Origin of the sequence: Streptomyces sp. NPDC048295 (assembly GCF_040652135.1) — a bacterium.
GTDB lineage: Bacteria > Actinomycetota > Actinomycetes > Streptomycetales > Streptomycetaceae > Streptomyces.
Map to the genome: position 1 here is coordinate 17,390 of NZ_JBEZLL010000037.1, position 16,176 is coordinate 33,565.

Here is a 16,176-nt window from a genome sequence, read left to right on the forward strand (position 1 = left end):
CACAGCCGCTACCCGATCCCCCTGCGAGATCAGGAGTCGACCGCCCAAGCGGACCGGCTCACGTCAGGAATTACTGGTTCGGCCGCCAGATGCCGGGCGCCCAGTTGGGCTGCCACTGATATCCGGTCCCAACGCGACCACTGCATCCCAAACCTGTCCGCCAGGGCGAGAAGCGACTGCCAGTCCTTGCTCCGGCCGGATCGCACCTGTTGGAGCAGCAGGGCCAGTTCCGCGCTGTTCGGATGGCTGGACAGCTGCGCGTCCAGTCTGTCCAACGCTGGTTTCCAGGAAAGATCGGATGCTTCGGTGCGTGCCTCGACTTCCGTCAGGGCCGCCAGCACCTGCTGCGTGACATCCCGACGGCTGTCGAGGGCAGCGAGGAGGCGCTTGCGCTCCGGCCTCTCGAAGAAGACGCCCAACTCCCTGAGAATGTCGGCGGGTTCGTCCGCGACATGAATGTACGTGAGCGCCGAGGCTTGGGCTGCTCCCGCGATCCGCCTCAGGTGGTATGCCTCCCGATCCTCAGGGCGAGTCGGTCCCTTCATGTCGCTCAGTCTGGCGGTGGCCGGTATCTCTGATTCCGTCGTGTCCCGGAGCAGGATGTACAGCGACTCCCCTATCGGCATGATCATGTCCATCAATTCGATGCGCTCGCGGGTCGCGACGTTCAACTGGTATCGCCACAGTTCGCGACTGATATGACGGTCGAACCGGAGCTTTCTCCATGCAACTGGAACAAAGCCCGCGGCGCGCGCCGCGGTCAGTAGCCTCGCTCCGCCCCGGACGGCAACAGCGTCCGGCTTCAGAACCATTGGGGCGACGCGATGGAGCTGATCGGCCACGGTCCGTTCGGTGCCGAGGAGGTCGGCCAGGTCGTCCCAGGCGTCTCGGTAGTAGGGATCGACCGCGTAGGTTTCCCGCTTGCGCCTCTCCCGACTCAGCCATTCCGGTACGACACACAGTCTTTCGGGTTGATCCATGCTCAATACCCCTCCTATAGCGTGCCGTTGGGTTGCTGCACCGGCAGCGATGCCCGCCCTGCCCAGAAAACCGCTTACCTGCCGGTTCCACGGCGTAATGACATCCGTCGGGTCACCACCCAGGACGAACTGACCGATTCCACAGGCGTGGGCGGAGAGGTCGTCACCTCGAAAACCGAGACCGACCCGGAAGTCGTCAATCCTGTCCGGGCGATGGCGAGTCGATCCGTCACCGTCCCGGCTAAGGGGTACGTCTTTCCTCGGCAACGCCCACCGGGGCAGCAGGGGCCGGGAGAACCGGCGTAACCGGTGTCACGGCAGGGTGCAAAGTCATGAAGCAACTGTGGTAGCTAGTAGCTCTTCGGCTCAAGACGTTGTCCGTTGCCCACCATAGAAGCAACGGGTAACGCCAGATTGTCCCTGCCGATCGTCCGCAGCCACGCCTGACGGCCTTCTCCCACGCGACGGCGACGGTCGTCGGCTCGTCCGCGTCGCCGATGGGCAGCTCGTCGAGCAGCCGGTCCGGGCAGGGCCGTAGTGACGGTGACGAGGCGCAGGCGCCGCACCATGGAACAGTCTCCTGCCAAAGAGGCAACGGACAACACCTGACCCGGGAGCCGAGCGCACGTCATGCTGAGGAAGTGAGTACTGATGTTGCGCCCCCGACTACGCCGGGCCTGCTGTTCGGAGCTGGACAGTGACCCGAGCGACGGTCTCGCGGAGCTGTCGCACAGGGCACGAGTAACGCACGGCACGCCGCCCGCCATGGTGCTGTCGGTACTCGAGAATGAAGGCGCCGACCTGGGCCACGAGCGAGTGGCTGCGGGAGAAGCGCGCCTGGCAGAGGAAGAAGCACACAGCTCGAGTCTCCCGGAAAGGCCCTTTCATGGCATCGCGCATCCTGCTGGCCCGGCATGGACAGACGGAATGGTCGCTGTTCGGCAAGCACACCGGCAGGTCGGACATCCCGCTGCTGGATGAGGGACGACTCGGCGCGAAACTGCTCGGCGAGCGCCTGCACCGGGCGCCACTGGACGGCCTCCCCGGGGTGGAGATCCGTACGAGTCCGCTCGCACGCGCGCGTGAGACGTGCGAGATCGCCGGCTTCGGCGACCGGGCGGCCCCGTGGGACGCGCTCACGGAGTGGGACTTCGGAGCGTACGAGGGGATGACCTCCGACGAGATCCGGGCCGAACGTCCGGACTGGCTGATCTGGCGGGACGGTGTGCCCGGGGGCGAGAGCCGCGCCGAGGTCTCCGCGCGCGCGGACGAGGTGATCGAGTGGGTCCGCTCCGAGGACCGTGACGTGCTGGTCTTCGCCCACAACTACATCCTGCGCACGATCGGCGCCCGCTGGTTCGGCCTGGACATCGACTTCGCGGCCCACGGGCGCCTCAATCCCACGTCCCTCTCGGTCCTGGGGTGGTCCTCCTACGGAGCGCCCGCGATCGAGACCTGGAACGACTGCGGCCACCTGAGCGCCTAGCCGTTCCCGTCCGCGGACCCGAATGCCGGCCGCCGTCAGGCTCAGGCCGACCGGGGCAGCGCGCCGTACCGTTCCAGGAAGACCGACACCCCCGAGGCGCGGCGGTGCGGGAGCAGGACCCTGGCCGTGCCTGCCGCCGTCGTCCGCACCCGGGACGACTGGACCTCGTCCAGCAGGTCCAGGACGCGCAACCCCGCCGCGGCGGCCTCGGAGTCGGGCGTTCCGGCCGTGGAGGGCACACCTCCCGATCACCACCGAGATCGTCCCCAGTCCACGGGACGCGATCGACGAGGAATGGACCTGGGCCAACTAACCGATGCCCTGGTGCACCCGTAGCGAAATCCGCGAAGTCTCCAATCAGGCCCAGAAGATCTGCGACGACATCCACAATGGCCACCTCCTCATCCACGCCCATGCCCAAGGACAGCCACACCACCGTCACGGACGGAACCGGTGCCATCTCAGTCACGCGGGTGTGGTGGGCAGTGCGAGTGCCTTCGTGTGGTGGGTTGCTTGTTGGTCGGTCAGGAGTCCGGCGACGGCTCGGATGGTGTCGGGCAGGCTGTCTCTTCACCGTCACTGCTCCGAGGCCGGCCAGCACGTCGACCACTTCTTCCACCAGTTCGGGCGGCGCCGACGCCCCCGCGGTGAGGCCCACGACCGCAGCCTCTCGGAGGTGGGCGGGATCGATCTCCGAAGCGTCGTCGATCAGCTGGGCCGAGGTGCCCCGGCCAGCGCTCAGCTCCACCAGGCGTTGAGAGTTGGACGAGTTGACCGACCCCACGACGAGCACCAGATCGGAGTCGGCCGCGACAGCGCGCAGCGCTTCCTGCCGGTTGGTCGTCGCGTAGCAGATGCCTTCCGAGCGGGGGCACGGAGTGCCGGGAAGCGTTCCGTCAGTGCGGCCACGAATCGGGCCGTCTCGTCGACGGCCAGGGTCGTCTGGGTCAGATAGGAGACCCGGTCCGGATCGGGGACACGCAGGGCCGCCACGTCGGCCACGCTCTCCACCAGCACCATGTTGTCCGGTGCCTCTCCGAGGGTTCCCTCCGTCTCCTCATGACCCGCGTGCCCGATGAAGACCACGGTGTCGCCGTGCTGTGCGAACCGCCGTGCCTCCGCGTGCACCTTCGTGACCAGGGGACAGGTCGCGTCGATGACGTCGAGGCGGCGTGCGTCCGCGTGCTCGCGGACCTCCGGGGAGACACCGTGGGCGGAGAACACGAGGGTCGCGCCGGCGGGCACCTCGTCGAGGTCGTCGACGAACACGGCGCCCCGTCGCTCCAGGCTCCGTACGACGTGGATGTTGTGCACGATCTGCTTGCGGACGTAGACGGGGCTGCCGCGGTCGGCCAGTACCCGTTCCACTATCTCGATGGCACGGTCGACGCCCGCGCAGAACGACCTGGGTGAGGCGAGCAGCACGGTACGCGGCCGGAACGCGGCCTCCAGTTGTCCGAACACGTCCCGCACCGCAGCGGCCGCCTTCTCGTCACCCGGGGCGGTAACCGCGCCGAGCACCTGCTTCCCGGCCCCCGGCGGGGTGCATCGGGCCAGGTGAAGTACGGGATCACCGGAGGTTGCTGTACCCGTGGCGCGCAGCGGACCGCTGCGCACGTGGAAGCCCCGGCGCCGCAGCTCTCCTTGCAGAAGCAGAGAGGTCCCGGACCGGGGGAAGCCCTGCGGGTCCTCCCCCTCTATTCCATCGGCCACCATCACTTCGCCGGAGGCGAGGGTCAGGCCGACGGACCGCACAGCCAGAGTTTCAGTCTGCATGGAGGAGTTCGCTGATGAACCTTCCCGTTTCCACCGAAGGACTGTGTCTCCAGGAAAGCCGATCAGGGCATCCGGAATGACAAATTCATTTACCCCTTTCCTTCAGTCGCAGAATTGGATCGACCATGAAAAAGAAAACAGCGCGATATCCCGAAGGGTTCTGGGATATCGCGCTGCTGTGGAGGGGAGTTACGCGTGTCGAGCTCCGGAACCGGACATCCGTCGGGCCGGCCTACCCGAAGCCACGGCTCACGGCTTCGGAATCGCCACCGCCGTGTAGGGCGTGGTCGGTGTGGGCGTGGTCGTCGCGTGCGCGTTCGGAAGGTAGAGCAGATCTCCGTCCGCCGCGATGCGGGTGGGGATGCCGAAGCGAGGGTCCGTGGTGCGCTGGACGACATCGCCGCGCAGTCCGGCGTCATCGAGTTTCAGCGACGCGACCTCGTTCTTGCGGTTCTCGGCCACATAGAGAGTGTGGTCGACCAGAAGCATTCCTTCGGGATTGGTCAGAATCCCGGACCCGGTGTCCACGGGTGAGTAAGTCACCCTGGCCGGTGGACAGGTCGACCCGGTAGATAGCACCGTCGTTCAGCGAACCGAAGTACGCGCGGTGCTCCTGCGGGCAGATGGTGATGCCGTCCGGGTGGAAGCCGTCCGGCAGTTGAAGCGTGGTGGGTCCTGTCGGCACGGGCGTCCGAGCGGCCGCGCTCGACGTCCCGGTGGCCCCGAGCGTGACCGTCGCCATCGCCAGGAAAGATATGGCCACCCTGCGAAACATGATTTCCCCGTTTCTTCTTTCTTTTTCGTTCAACGACCGTCAGCGGCCGTTCATATGCATGACAGCTTCTGGGTAGCGAGTTCCTGCCACTGCTTCTGGAGGCAGCGCCTCGTCCAGCCGCTGGTGGTCCTCGGCGTCGAGCGCCACGTCCACAGCCGCGAGGTTCTCCTCCAGCGTGACCCTGCGCTTGGTCCCGGGAATCGGCACGATGTCTTCGCCCTGGTGGAGCAGCCACGCGAGAGCGATCTGGGCCGGCGTCGCCCCATGCTTCGTGGCCACTCCGCGCACCACCGATGCCGCCGCCGAGTTGGCGGTGAAGTTGTCCCCCTGGAACCGGGGGTCGTAGCGGCGGTAGTCCGACTCCGGATACTCCTCCGCCGGCAGCGCCGTGCCGGTCAGGAACCCACGCCCCAGAGGCGAGTAGGCCACGAGACCGATTCCCCGCTCCCGGGCCGCCGGCAGAATCTCCTGCTCGATGTGGCGCTCCCACAGCGAGTACTCCGTCTGGAGCAGGGCCACCGGACAGACCTCGTGAGCGCGGGCGATCGTTCCCGCACCGGCCTCCGACAGACCGAAGTGGAGCACCTTTCCCTCTTGGATGAGCTCACCGACCGTGCTGGCCACCTCCTCGATCGGGACCTCCAGGTCCACACGATGCTGATAGAGGACCTCGATCCGGTCGGTTTCCAGCCGTCCCAGGCATTCGTCGACCGCTTTGCGAATGTGCTCGGGCCTGCTGTTCAGCTCTCCGCGTCGTGTTCCTTCGTACTCCCACCCGAACTTCGTCGCGATGACCGCCTCGTCCCGGCGGCCACGGAGCGCGCGGCCCAGAAGTTCTTCATTGACGAAGGGGCCGTACGACTCCGCGGTGTCGAAGAAGAAGCAGCCTCGTTCAAGTGCCCGATGAATCGTCGCGATCGACTCCTTGTCGTCCGGAACTCCATAAGTCTGGCTCATTCCCATGCAGCCGAGTCCCAGCGCGGAGACTTCAAGGCCGGCGCTTCCCGGCCGACGCCGCGGAATCAGTGACGAGTTCAAATCCAGGGCCCTTCCCTCAGGTTCCCGTGGTTGATTTCCCGACCCTCGGATCCGTTTTCCTTCTGCGCATCCTAGAATCCGGACATCCGATCCGGGCCGAACTTACGGAACCAACTCCCCGATTGTCAACGAGAGTCATCACGGAGAACACGCATGAACAGGGACATAAAAACGCAAGATCCCTACTCTGAGGAAAAGGAAGCTGAACCATCTCCCCGTTTTGGGCCGGCGCTGCGTTCTGACGCCCGGCGCAACCGCGCCCGGGTGCTGGAGGCCGCCCAGGAGGCGTTCGCCTCGGAGGGCCTCGGCGTTCCCCTGGACGAGATCGCCCGGCGCGCGGGAGTGGGTTCCGGCACCATCTATCGGCACTTCACGAGCAAGGAAGCGCTGTTCGAAACGATCGTCCTCGGCCGTCTCGAACAACTCGTGGACCAGGCAGAGAAGTTGGCGAGCTCGGACGACCCCGCTGCGGCGTTCTTCCAGTTCCTCTCCCTGACCATCGAGGAAGGCAGCGTGCGCAGGGACATGGTGGACGCCCTCGCCGGGGAGGACATCGATGCTTCGGCCGCCGTGCCCCGGGCGAGGCGCCGCCTTCGGCGGGGCATCGGCAAGCTGCTCTTCAACACACAGCAGGCCGGAGCCGTCCGCGACGACATCAGTGTCGCCGACTTGATGGCCCTGATCACCGGGCTGATACTGGCCCGGAACCGCAACGACGGTGGCGCGGCCGTGCCACAACGGGTACTGAGCGTCGTGTGCGACGGCCTGCGGCACGGCTGCGCGAACGACGTCACAGCAGTCCCGCCCGTTCGGCCAGACGGTACAGGTCGTGGCGAACGGTGACGCTGTCCTGGCCGATCGCCTGCTTGAGAAGGTGCTGCGCGTAGACGTTGAACCGGACCTCCTCGGGCGAGGCCCGGTCCGCCTGCATCAGTGCGAGCACCGCGCCCGGCTGATCACGCTGATGCAGGTGGGCCCGTGCCAGGGTCAGATAGAACCGGGCCCGGCCCTCACGGTCCAACGCGTCTACACTGTCGACGTGTTCGGCCAGTCGCAGGGCCTTGCCCGAACGGCCGAGCACGACCTCGACCCGGACACGGTGGACCGCCACGTCCACCGGCCGGGCGGGCGCCGTCGTCCCCGGGGGCATGAGATCCGGCGCCGACGTCATGTCCTGTGTGTCCTGGACCAGCATGGCGGCCCGGTCGAGCAACCGCTCGGCGCCGTGGTGGTCCCGGGCGAACGCCGCCGCCTCGGCCGCGGTGAGGTACAGCCGTACGCGAGATGATCTCGTCGCTGTAGCCCGCCCTTGCCGTAGTTGTACGGACCGGCGGCGACGATGCCCGCGCCCTTGAGAGGTTGTCTCCATCTGTTCTGCGCCGGTATGAAATGATTCTTGGGGTGCGGTGCCGTGGTGCCTGTGTGGTAGTTCAACGCTGCGTAGTCAGCACCAAGTCAGCACGGGAGTCAGCACCAGGGCAATGAACCATGCCTATAGCGCAATCCTGACAAGCGCCTACCGGCCTTCCACCGGTCCTCGAAGCAGTCTCGACGCGCCTGGCATGGTGGCCCCGCGCACACCCGGACCGAGAACTGTGGTGTCCCACCACATACGCCCCTGAACTGCCCCTTCCTACGGTGTGGCGACACAGAACCGTCCCCGCCCACCCTCCGGAAGTGGTACCCATGGCCGCCCCCGCAACCTCCCCGCCGGCACCGTCGAACCTCAGGCGCATCGTCGCCGCAAGTCTCATCGGCACCACCATCGAGTGGTACGACTTCTTCCTGTACGGGTCAGCCGCCGCACTGGTCTTCAACAAGTTGTTCTTCCCCGAGTCCGACCCGCTCGTCGGAACGCTCCTGTCCTTCCTCACCTATGCGGTCGGCTTCGCCGCCCGGCCGCTCGGTGCCCTGGTGTTCGGGCACTACGGCGACCGGCTCGGTCGCAAGAAGCTGCTGGTGCTCAGTCTGCTGATGATGGGCGGAGCGACGTTCGCCATCGGGCTGCTGCCGACGCATGCCACGGTCGGGTCCGCCGCCCCCGTACTGCTCACCGTCCTGCGTCTGGTGCAGGGCTTCGCGCTCGGAGGCGAGTGGGGCGGGGCCGTGCTGCTGGTGTCGGAGCACGGGGACGCCCGGCGGCGCGGCTTCTGGGCCTCCTGGCCGCAGACGGGAGCGCCGGCCGGGCAGTTGCTCGCCACCGGGGTGCTGTCCGCGCTCACCGCGCTGATGTCCGAGTCCGCCTTCGGGGCGTGGGGCTGGCGAATCCCCTTCCTGCTCTCCGGTGTCCTGGTGGTCGTCGGCTTGTGGATTCGTCTCTCCGTCGACGAATCACCGGTCTTCAAGGCCGCACTCGCGCAGGCCGAGGAGCGCCGCTCCGCTGCCGGGGCGGAGGAGAAGACGCCGCTCGTCTCCGTGCTGCGGCACCACTGGCGCGATGTACTGATCGCCATGGGCGCCAGGATGGCGGAGAACATCAGCTACTACGTCATCACTGCGTTCGTGCTCGTCTACGCGACCACGGCGGCAGACCTGAGCAAGCAGACGGCGCTCAACGCGGTGCTCATCGCCTCGGCCGTCCACTTCGCGGTCATTCCGATGTGGGGCGCCCTGTCGGACCGGGTCGGGCGCAAGCCGGTCTATCTGGCCGGTGCGATCGGTGTCGGTGTGTGGATATTCCCGTTCTTCGCGCTGATCGACACGCGGAACTTCGGAAGCGTGCTGCTCGCCGTCACCGTCGGTCTCATCTTCCACGGCGCGATGTACGCACCGCAGGCGGCCTTCTTCTCGGAGATGTTCGCGACCCGGATGCGGTACTCCGGTGCGTCGATCGGGGCGCAGTTCTCGTCGGTCGCGGCCGGTGCCCCGGCGCCGCTCATCGCCACGGCGCTGCTCGCGGACTTCGGCAGTTCGACGCCCATCTCGCTGTACGTCATCGCGGCGGCGCTGATCACCCTGCTGGCGGTCGCCTGTGCCAGGGAGACCAGGCACCGGGATCTCACGGACATCCGGGGGGCCGCGGCCGCCCCGGATGCCTCCGAAGCCCTGCCGGCGGACGCCCGTACCGTCTGATCACCGTCCGCCGGGCGGCCGGGAGTCCCGGCCGCCCGGCGGACAGCGGTGGTCACTGCTGGGCGCTGCGTTCGAACCAGGTGGGTTCGTCGGTCATGGACTGCTTGATCCTGAAGAGCCCGAACTCGTTCAGCGGCGGCAGCGCGTCCACCGGGAACCAGCCCACCTCCAGCGACTCGTCGTCGTTGACGCGTGCCTCGCCGCCGGTCGCCCGGCAGCGGAAGGTGACGTCGAGGTACTGGCAGCGGTCGCCGTTCGCGTACTGCACCGGCTCCAGAGCCTGCGTGAGCACCACCCGCTCCGCCACGCAGCGCACGGCGGTCTCCTCGAACACCTCGCGCTCCGCGGTCGTCGCCGGCTGCTCGCCGGGCTCGCAGATGCCGCCGATGACCGACCATTTGCCGGTGTCGGAGCGGCGCCCGAGCAGCACTCTGCCCTCGTCGTCGAAGACGATGGCGGTGACTCCCGGCAGCAGGAGCAGCTGTTGGCCGGCGGTGGCACGGATCTCGCGGATGAAGTCAGGAGTAGCCATGCTCCGACCCTACGCTGTGCGGCCGGTGGGTCACCGGCCGCGCCGGCTCCGTACCGAACGGACGGCGACCAGGCCGAGCCCGGCCACGGCGATCAGCGCGAGCACCCCTTCGGGGAGCGGGCCCATCCTGGTCGCGGGCGTCAGCGAGGACCTCAGCGGCACCTCGTCCACCAGCGCGTCCGGGGTGAACAGCTTCGTCTGCTGGACGATCGTCCCGTCCGGGCGGATGACGGCGCTGACCCCGCTGGTGACGGGGACGACGACGGACCGGCTGTGCTCGACGGCGCGCACCCTGGACATGGCCAGCTGCTGGTAGGTCATCTCGCTGCGGCCGAAGGTGGCGTTGTTGCTCGGTACGGCGATCAGCTGGCCGCCGTGCGTGACGGTGTCCCGTACGGCGTCGTCGAACGCGGCCTCGTAGCAGGTCACGAGCCCGACGTTGGTCCCTGCGAGGTCGAAGACGCCGACCTTCTTCCCGGGGCCGAAGTCGCGCTGCACCCGGTCCACGTCCGAGCTGAAGATCCGTGCGACGGAACGCATCGGCATGTACTCACCGAACGGCTGGATGTGGCGCTTGTCGTAGGTGTCGACCGGGCCCTTCTTCGGATCCCACTGGATGAGGGTGTTGCGCAGGTTTCCGGCGTCGGGCTCGATCACCGCCCCGATCACGGTGGGCACGCCGATCGCCTTCACCGCGTCGTCGATCACGATCCGGGCGTCGGCGTTCCGGTACGGGTCGAGGTCGGAGGAGTTCTCGGGCCACAGGACGAAGTCGGGCTGCGGGACCTTGCCTTCCTTAACCTCCCGGGCGAGCTGTTCGGTGCGGCGCACATGGTTGTCCAGGACGGCACGGCGCTGGGAGTTGAAGTCGAGTCCGAGCCGCGGCACATTGCCCTGGATCGCGGCGACGGTCGCGGTGCCGTCCTCGGCCGAGTCGTCGACGAGGGGCAGCGCGGCGAGCGCGCCGGCGACGGGTACCAGTACGGTCACGGCCGCGGCGGCGACGGCCGCCCGCGGCAGGGTGCCCGTACGGCGGTAGGCACGGACCTGGCGCACCGCTTCGCCGAGGCCGAAGCCGCAGAGCACCACCGCGAAGGAGAGCAGCGGGGTGCCCCCCACGGCCGCGAGCGGCAGGAACACGCTGTCCGCCTGGCCGAACGCGATCTTCCCCCACGGGAAGCCGCCGAACGGCATCCTGGCCCGGACCGCCTCGTCGAGTGCCCAGACCGCGGCGGCCCACACCGGCCACCAGGCGAGGCGGCTGACGGCGGCGACCCCGATGCAGCCGACCGCGATGAACAGCGCCTCGGCGGCGGCGAGCGCCAGCCACGGCACCGGGCCGACCTCCTCGCCGGTCCAGTGCAGCAACGGCAGCATGAAGCCCAGCCCGGCGAGGAGGCCGAGCCCGAAGCCGGCCCGGAGCCGGCGCCGGTGCAGCACCCAGCCGAGCAGGGCGAACCCGGGCAGGACCAGCCACCACAGGGGGCGCGGCGGGAAGCTCAGATACAGCAGGACACCCGCGATCACGGCGGCGGCGGGCCGCAGGAGGCGTCGCCTCCGGGACACGGGGGATGAGGCCGGCTGCGCGGCTTCGACTTGGGTGATGGTGGCGCTCACCCGGCGGAGTCTACGGTGGCCGGCTGTGGGTGGGGCAGCCCCGCCCGTGTGGTGGAACCCTTCGTACCGGATCGTTCCGGCGCATTCCCGTCCGGATCCGTCCCTCAGGCTCCGGCGGTCGCTCCGGTGGCCGGGAGGTGCAGGCGCTCGCGGATGAACCGCACGCCCGCCTCGGCGTCGTCGACGGTGATGGTGAACGTCCTGCCGTCGCCGAGCCGGAGCACCAGGCCCTCGCCCCTGCGGACCACCACGGCCGTGCCCTGCTCGGGGCGCCAGCGATAGCCCCAGCCGCCCCACTGACGCGGGGTGACCTCGGGTGCGAACTCCGCGCCCACCACGTGGGTGAGCAGGATCCGGCGGCGTGGCAGGCCCATGTGGCCGCAGCGCACCTCCAGGGCGTCCCCGTCGATCCTGACGGCCACGTTCACGAAGGCGAGGGTGCCGAACAGCATGAGCAGTCCGGCGGCGACACAGCCGATCACGGACATCAGCAGCGGGGCGATCCCGGAGGTCCAGTTCGAGCTGACGGCCAGCTGGACGCCGAGCGCCAGGCAGGCCGCGCCGGCGGCTGCGAGTACCCACTGGGCCCGGTTGGTGGCCCGGCCGATCCAGACGGCGGAGTGGGGGTCGGCTCCGGTGTTCCGGGGATTTCGGGGGTGGTCCCTCATGTCAAGCAGCGTACTTAAGTTTCCGCACGCCGGGGATGGGACGAACGGCCCCCGCGAGGTCAGCGGACCGGGCTGACGGCACCCAGCAGCTGTCCCTCCGCGTAGGCCAGAGCGGCTTTCGGCAGCTCGGCGAGGCGGCCGCCAATGAGCACGGCGAGAGAGGTGGACGGTTCGGCCGACGGAGCGGGTCCGGCCCCGATCCGGCGCAGTGCCTGGGCGGCGACGGCGTCGGCGGATCCGTGCAGCGCGACGGGCGGCAGACCGGGCTGCCGGACGGCGGCGCGGATGCGTTCGGCGACCAGTTCGTAGTGGGTGCAGCCCAGGACCACGGCCCGGACGTCACGCGGGGTGAGCGCGGCGGCCGCGGCGACGGCCCGGTCGATCGCGGTCTCGTCGGCGTTCTGCACGGCGTCGGCGAGCCCCGGGCAGGGCACTTCGGTGACATCGACGGAGCGGGCGAATTCCTCGATGAGTCCGCGCTGGTACGGGCTGCCGGTCGTGGCGGGCGTGGCCCAGATCGCGACCGGGCCGCCGCCGGCGACGGACGGCTTGATCGCCGGGACGGTACCGATGACCGGCAGCGTGGGTTCGAGCGCGGCGCGGAGGGCCGGCAGGGAGTGCACGGAGGCGGTGTTGCAGGCGACGATCAGTGCGTCCGGCCGGTGGGCGGCCGCCGCGCGGGCCACGTCGAGCGCGTGGTCGGTCACGTACTCGGGCGTACGCGGTCCCCAGGGTGTGCCTTCGGGGGCGTCGGAGGAGAGCACGAGATCGGCGTCGGGCCTCAGCCTACGTACCGCGGCGGCTGCCGCGAGCAGGCCGATTCCTGAGTCCATGAGCGCGATCTTCACCCGGTCACCATAGTCGACCGCCCTTGCGGTTCCGTCCCGGTGGGGCAGACTGCGGCGAATGAGCGCCGTTGCCTGGATCGCCGTGGGTTCGCTGGCCGCATGGGTGTGGCTGCTGCTGGGACAGGGGTTCTTCTGGCGGACCGGCCAGCGGCTGCCCCGCCGGAAGGCCCTCGACCGATGGCCGTCCGTCGCGATCGTGGTGCCGGCACGTGACGAGGCCGACATGCTGCCGGTGAGCCTGCCGTCGCTGCTGGCGCAGGACTATCCGGGCAGGGCGGAGATCTTCCTCGTCGACGACTGCAGCAAGGACGGGACCGGAGACGTCGCCCGTGCGCTGTCCGTGCGGTACGGCGGGCTGCCGGTGACGGTGGTGTCACCGGGAGAGCCCGAGCCGGGCTGGACGGGCAAGCTCTGGGCCGTACGGCACGGGATCGCCCTGGCCCGGGCCCGGGAGCCCGAGTATCTGCTGCTCACGGACGCCGACATCGCGCACGAGCCGGACAGTCTGCGCGAACTGGTCGGCGCCGCCGTGTCGGGCGGCTTCGACCTGGTCTCCCAGATGGCGAGGCTGCGGGTGTCGAGCGTCTGGGAGCGGCTGGTCGTACCCGCCTTCGTGTACTTCTTCTCGCAGCTCTATCCGTTCCGGTGGGTGAACCGGGCGGGTGCGCGCACGGCTGCGGCCGCCGGTGGCTGTGTGCTGCTGCGGACGGGGGCGGCGGAGCGGGCCCGGGTGCCGGAGTCGATCCGGCAGGCGGTGATCGACGACGTGTCGCTGGCGCGGGCGGTGCAGCGCAGCGGCGGGCGGATCTGGCTGGGGCTCGCGGAGCGGGTGGACAGCGTGCGGCCGTATCCGCGGCTGGCGGACCTGTGGCGGATGGTGTCACGGAGCGCGTACGCCCAGTTGCGGCACAGTCCGCCGCTGCTGCTGGGGACGGTGCTGGGGCTCGCGCTGGTCTATCTGGCGCCGCCGGTGGCGCTCGTCGCCGGGCTGGTGACGGGTGACCCGGTGGCGGCGTGGGCGGGCGGCGCGGCGTGGGCGGTGATGGCCGGGACGTATCTGCCGATGCTGGGCTACTACCGGCAGTCGCTGTGGCAGGCGCCGCTGCTGCCGTTCACCGCTGTGCTCTATCTGCTGATGACGGTCGATTCGGCGGTGCAGCACCACCGGGGCCGCGGCGCGGCCTGGAAGGGGCGTACGTACGCCCGTCCCGAGGCCGCGCCGGACCGGTGAGCGGAGCCGGCGGTCTGCCGATGGGTGCGGGGCCGGCCGGACCGCCGGGGGGTCATTTGCGGCCGGGCGTCCAGTTCATGCCCCACCCGTAGGCGTAGTCGATGGTGCGCTGCGGGCTCACTCCGCGCTCGGGAACGAGATAGCGGGCCTCGCGCTGCACCGTGAGGTCTCCCCCGTTGTTGGTCAGGAGCGCCAGCGCGCAGACGGTGGACGGGACGGTGCATTCGTCGAGCGAGAAGTCGATCGGCGCGCCGTGCTGGGGCTGGAGGGTGACGGTCGCGTGGAGATCGGCGAAACTCCGGGCGCCCTCATAGATGGTGACGAAGATCAGGACGCGCCGGAGCTTGTTCTTGTGGTCGAGGTTGACGGTGAGGTTCTCGCCGGTGTCGACGGCGCCGGTGCGGTCGTCCCCGTCGAGATGGATGTAAGGAGGCTGCTGGAGAGCTCCGAACGCGTTTCCCAGTGCCTGCACGACCCCCTTGCGGCCGTCGGACAGTTCGTAGAGAGCGCAGAGGTCGAGATCGAGGTCCGAGTGATTGGCGACCGCTCTGCCGAGTTTGCTTCCCCAGCCCTTGAACTGCTTGCGCACCTGCCAGTTGAGATTGACGCGAAGCACGCCCGAAGTGCCGCCCTGTTTGGCGAGGGAGACCAACGGCGCTTCCTTGGTGAGTGTCACCTTGGACAGACGGACGGGCGCGGCGGCGGGAGGTGCGGAGGGTACCGGCGGCGCAGCCGGAGGTGACTGCGGGACCGGCGGCCGGTGGTCAACCCGTGTTGCGCTCTGAGGCTGTTGAGGCATTGGGGGCTGGTGATACGGCTGAGTCCGCTGGGGCTGCTGTGGTTCGTCGACGGAGATCCCGAAGTCGGTCGCGAGGCCTTCGAGACCGGTGTCGTATCCCTGGCCGACGGCCCGGAACTTCCAGGCGCCCTGGCGCCGGTAGAGCTCCCCGAGGATGAACGCGGTCTCGACCGTCGCGTCCGTGCTGTCGAAGCGCGCGAGCTCCCTGCCGCTCGCCGCGTCCGTGATCCGCACGTACAGCCCGGTCACCCTGCCGAACGTGCCGCCGTCCGAGGAGGCCGCCAGGACCACGCGGTCGATGGCGGGCTCGACGCGCGCCAGGTCGACCGCGAGGCTGTCCGTCATCGCGCCGCCCACGGCCCGCTTGCCCTCGTGGCGCACCGCGCCGGATGCGTGGGCGGGCTGGTTGTAGAAGACGAAGTCGGCGTCGCTGCGCACCTTTCCCGACACGAGGAGGAGCGCCGAGCCGTCCACGTCCGGTGTCCCCGGGGAGGCGCGCCACCCCAGTTCGACCCGCACGGCCTGAGCCGCCACCGGAACATTGGCTCCTTTTAGCATGGTCATGCTCGCCCCCATCGCGAGTCCGGCTCCCGAAAACTTTTCTCCGCCAACCTAATCCCCCGGACCGCCCCGGGCGACGTCCCGGCCCGGCCCCGGTGTCCGGAAGGTCCTGCTCACTCGTCCGGGTCGGTTTCGGCGATGTCATCGCCGAAAGCCGCGGCGAGCGCCCCCGCGATCAGTTCGGGCAGCTCGGTCCGTCCGTCGTCCTCGGCCCAGCGCACCAATGCGGTGTGCATGACGGCCAGGCAGGCACTGGCCGCCGCATGCGCGCGGAACGCCGCGTCGGGGTCGAGCGCACTGCCCCCGAGGGCACCGACGATGGCCTGTTGCAGTGCGTAGTGGTTGTCCAGATGCCTGGCCCGCAAGGCCGGCGTCGCGATCATGAGCCGGAGCCTGGCCAGCAGGAACTGCTTGTTCGCCACCGGGTCGCCGTCGCGCCCGCCGCCGGTCAGCGTCGCGGCCGAATCGACGAGCGCGCCGCCGATGCGGCGTACCAGAGGCCGGTCCGCGGACGACGCGGCGATCCGCTCGGCGACGAGCCGGTCGTGCTGGTCGACGAGTACGAGGTCCTCCTTGGTGGGGAAGTGCCGGTACACGGTCATGGGCGAGACGCCCGCGGCTTCGGCGATCTCGGCCACGGTCGTGGCGTCGTATCCGCGCTCGGTGAAGAGCCGTACCGCGTGCGCCTGAATCCTGCGCTGCGTCTCAAGTCGCCGTTGTGTTCGCAGAGTCGGCTGAGGGTCGTTCATGTGATAGACACTACCGCAATGTTAGTTACTAACACTTGGATGGG

Annotated in this window: 15 protein-coding genes and 2 pseudogenes; 4 read left to right on the top strand and 13 right to left on the bottom strand. The window is 69.1% G+C overall.

Going from position 1 to position 16,176, the window contains the following annotated elements; translation table 11 throughout:
• Nucleotides 1–29 precede the first annotated feature (29 nt).
• Nucleotides 30–980 (bottom strand): hypothetical protein, encoded by a 951-nt coding sequence (locus AB0D53_RS36770; protein WP_362453710.1) that lies wholly within the window; start codon nucleotides 978–980, stop codon nucleotides 30–32.
• Nucleotides 981–1,866: 886 nt separating this feature from the next.
• On the opposite strand from AB0D53_RS36770, the gene AB0D53_RS36775 reads away from it, so the two are divergent.
• Nucleotides 1,867–2,466, top strand: a complete 600-nt coding sequence (locus AB0D53_RS36775) for a histidine phosphatase family protein (protein WP_362453711.1) — start codon at nucleotides 1,867–1,869, stop codon at nucleotides 2,464–2,466.
• A 41-nt stretch (nucleotides 2,467–2,507) separates the two neighbouring features.
• Here AB0D53_RS36775 and AB0D53_RS36780 read toward each other — a convergent pair.
• From AB0D53_RS36780 to AB0D53_RS36800, 5 genes and pseudogenes are all read right to left on the bottom strand, one after another.
• A pseudogene (locus tag AB0D53_RS36780) lies at nucleotides 2,508–2,690 on the bottom strand (hypothetical protein); the annotation flags it as partial.
• A gap of 431 nt (nucleotides 2,691–3,121) precedes the next feature.
• Nucleotides 3,122–3,268 (bottom strand): annotated as a pseudogene (locus AB0D53_RS36785) (4-hydroxy-3-methylbut-2-enyl diphosphate reductase); the annotation flags it as partial.
• Nucleotides 3,205–4,242: a 4-hydroxy-3-methylbut-2-enyl diphosphate reductase gene (ispH, locus tag AB0D53_RS36790; protein ID WP_362453712.1), complete on the bottom strand. Its 1,038-nt coding sequence runs from the start codon at nucleotides 4,240–4,242 to the stop codon at nucleotides 3,205–3,207. The gene ispH and the pseudogene AB0D53_RS36785, both read right to left, overlap by 64 nt.
• A gap of 249 nt (nucleotides 4,243–4,491) precedes the next feature.
• Nucleotides 4,492–4,785 (bottom strand): hypothetical protein, encoded by a 294-nt coding sequence (locus tag AB0D53_RS36795; RefSeq protein ID WP_362453713.1) that lies wholly within the window; start codon nucleotides 4,783–4,785, stop codon nucleotides 4,492–4,494.
• A gap of 271 nt (nucleotides 4,786–5,056) precedes the next feature.
• On the bottom strand, nucleotides 5,057–6,055 hold the full coding sequence (locus AB0D53_RS36800) for an aldo/keto reductase (RefSeq protein WP_362453714.1): 999 nt from the start codon (nucleotides 6,053–6,055) through the stop codon (nucleotides 5,057–5,059).
• 153 nt (nucleotides 6,056–6,208) lie between these two features.
• Between AB0D53_RS36800 and AB0D53_RS36805 the strand changes: the two genes are divergently transcribed.
• The gene (locus AB0D53_RS36805; RefSeq protein ID WP_362453715.1) at nucleotides 6,209–6,898 is read left to right on the top strand and encodes a TetR/AcrR family transcriptional regulator; all 690 of its coding nucleotides are present in this window, start codon (nucleotides 6,209–6,211) and stop codon (nucleotides 6,896–6,898) included.
• On the opposite strand, the gene AB0D53_RS36810 is transcribed toward AB0D53_RS36805, so the two are convergent.
• Entirely contained in the window at nucleotides 6,846–7,424 is a 579-nt protein-coding gene (locus AB0D53_RS36810) for a hypothetical protein (protein WP_362453716.1), read from the bottom strand. The two genes, AB0D53_RS36805 and AB0D53_RS36810, sit on opposite strands and share 53 nt — an antisense overlap.
• Nucleotides 7,425–7,741: 317 nt before the next feature.
• Between AB0D53_RS36810 and AB0D53_RS36815 the strand changes: the two genes are divergently transcribed.
• Nucleotides 7,742–9,127, top strand: a complete 1,386-nt coding sequence (locus tag AB0D53_RS36815) for an MFS transporter (RefSeq protein ID WP_362453717.1) — start codon at nucleotides 7,742–7,744, stop codon at nucleotides 9,125–9,127.
• Nucleotides 9,128–9,179: 52 nt separating this feature from the next.
• On the opposite strand, the gene AB0D53_RS36820 is transcribed toward AB0D53_RS36815, so the two are convergent.
• From AB0D53_RS36820 to AB0D53_RS36835, 4 genes are all read right to left on the bottom strand, one after another.
• Nucleotides 9,180–9,659: an NUDIX domain-containing protein gene (locus tag AB0D53_RS36820; protein ID WP_362453718.1), complete on the bottom strand. Its 480-nt coding sequence runs from the start codon at nucleotides 9,657–9,659 to the stop codon at nucleotides 9,180–9,182.
• Nucleotides 9,660–9,689: 30 nt separating this feature from the next.
• Nucleotides 9,690–11,276 (bottom strand): apolipoprotein N-acyltransferase, encoded by a 1,587-nt coding sequence (gene lnt, locus AB0D53_RS36825; RefSeq protein ID WP_362453719.1) that lies wholly within the window; start codon nucleotides 11,274–11,276, stop codon nucleotides 9,690–9,692.
• 104 nt (nucleotides 11,277–11,380) lie between these two features.
• A complete protein-coding gene (locus tag AB0D53_RS36830) occupies nucleotides 11,381–11,944 on the bottom strand; it encodes a hypothetical protein (RefSeq protein ID WP_362453720.1) in 564 nt (187 codons plus the stop codon).
• Nucleotides 11,945–12,003: 59 nt separating this feature from the next.
• The gene (locus AB0D53_RS36835) at nucleotides 12,004–12,792 is read right to left on the bottom strand and encodes an aspartate/glutamate racemase family protein (protein ID WP_362453721.1); all 789 of its coding nucleotides are present in this window, start codon (nucleotides 12,790–12,792) and stop codon (nucleotides 12,004–12,006) included.
• Nucleotides 12,793–12,850: 58 nt separating this feature from the next.
• Between AB0D53_RS36835 and AB0D53_RS36840 the strand changes: the two genes are divergently transcribed.
• Nucleotides 12,851–14,023 (top strand): glycosyltransferase, encoded by a 1,173-nt coding sequence (locus AB0D53_RS36840; RefSeq protein WP_362453722.1) that lies wholly within the window; start codon nucleotides 12,851–12,853, stop codon nucleotides 14,021–14,023.
• A 52-nt stretch (nucleotides 14,024–14,075) separates the two neighbouring features.
• On the opposite strand, the gene AB0D53_RS36845 is transcribed toward AB0D53_RS36840, so the two are convergent.
• A complete protein-coding gene (locus AB0D53_RS36845; RefSeq protein ID WP_362453723.1) occupies nucleotides 14,076–15,398 on the bottom strand; it encodes a TerD family protein in 1,323 nt (440 codons plus the stop codon).
• Between the two features lie 98 nt (nucleotides 15,399–15,496).
• Nucleotides 15,497–16,132 carry a helix-turn-helix domain-containing protein gene (locus AB0D53_RS36850; protein WP_362453724.1) on the bottom strand — a complete coding sequence of 212 codons (636 nt, stop codon included), beginning with the start codon at nucleotides 16,130–16,132 and terminating at the stop codon, nucleotides 15,497–15,499.
• Between the last annotated feature and the right edge of the window lie 44 nt (nucleotides 16,133–16,176).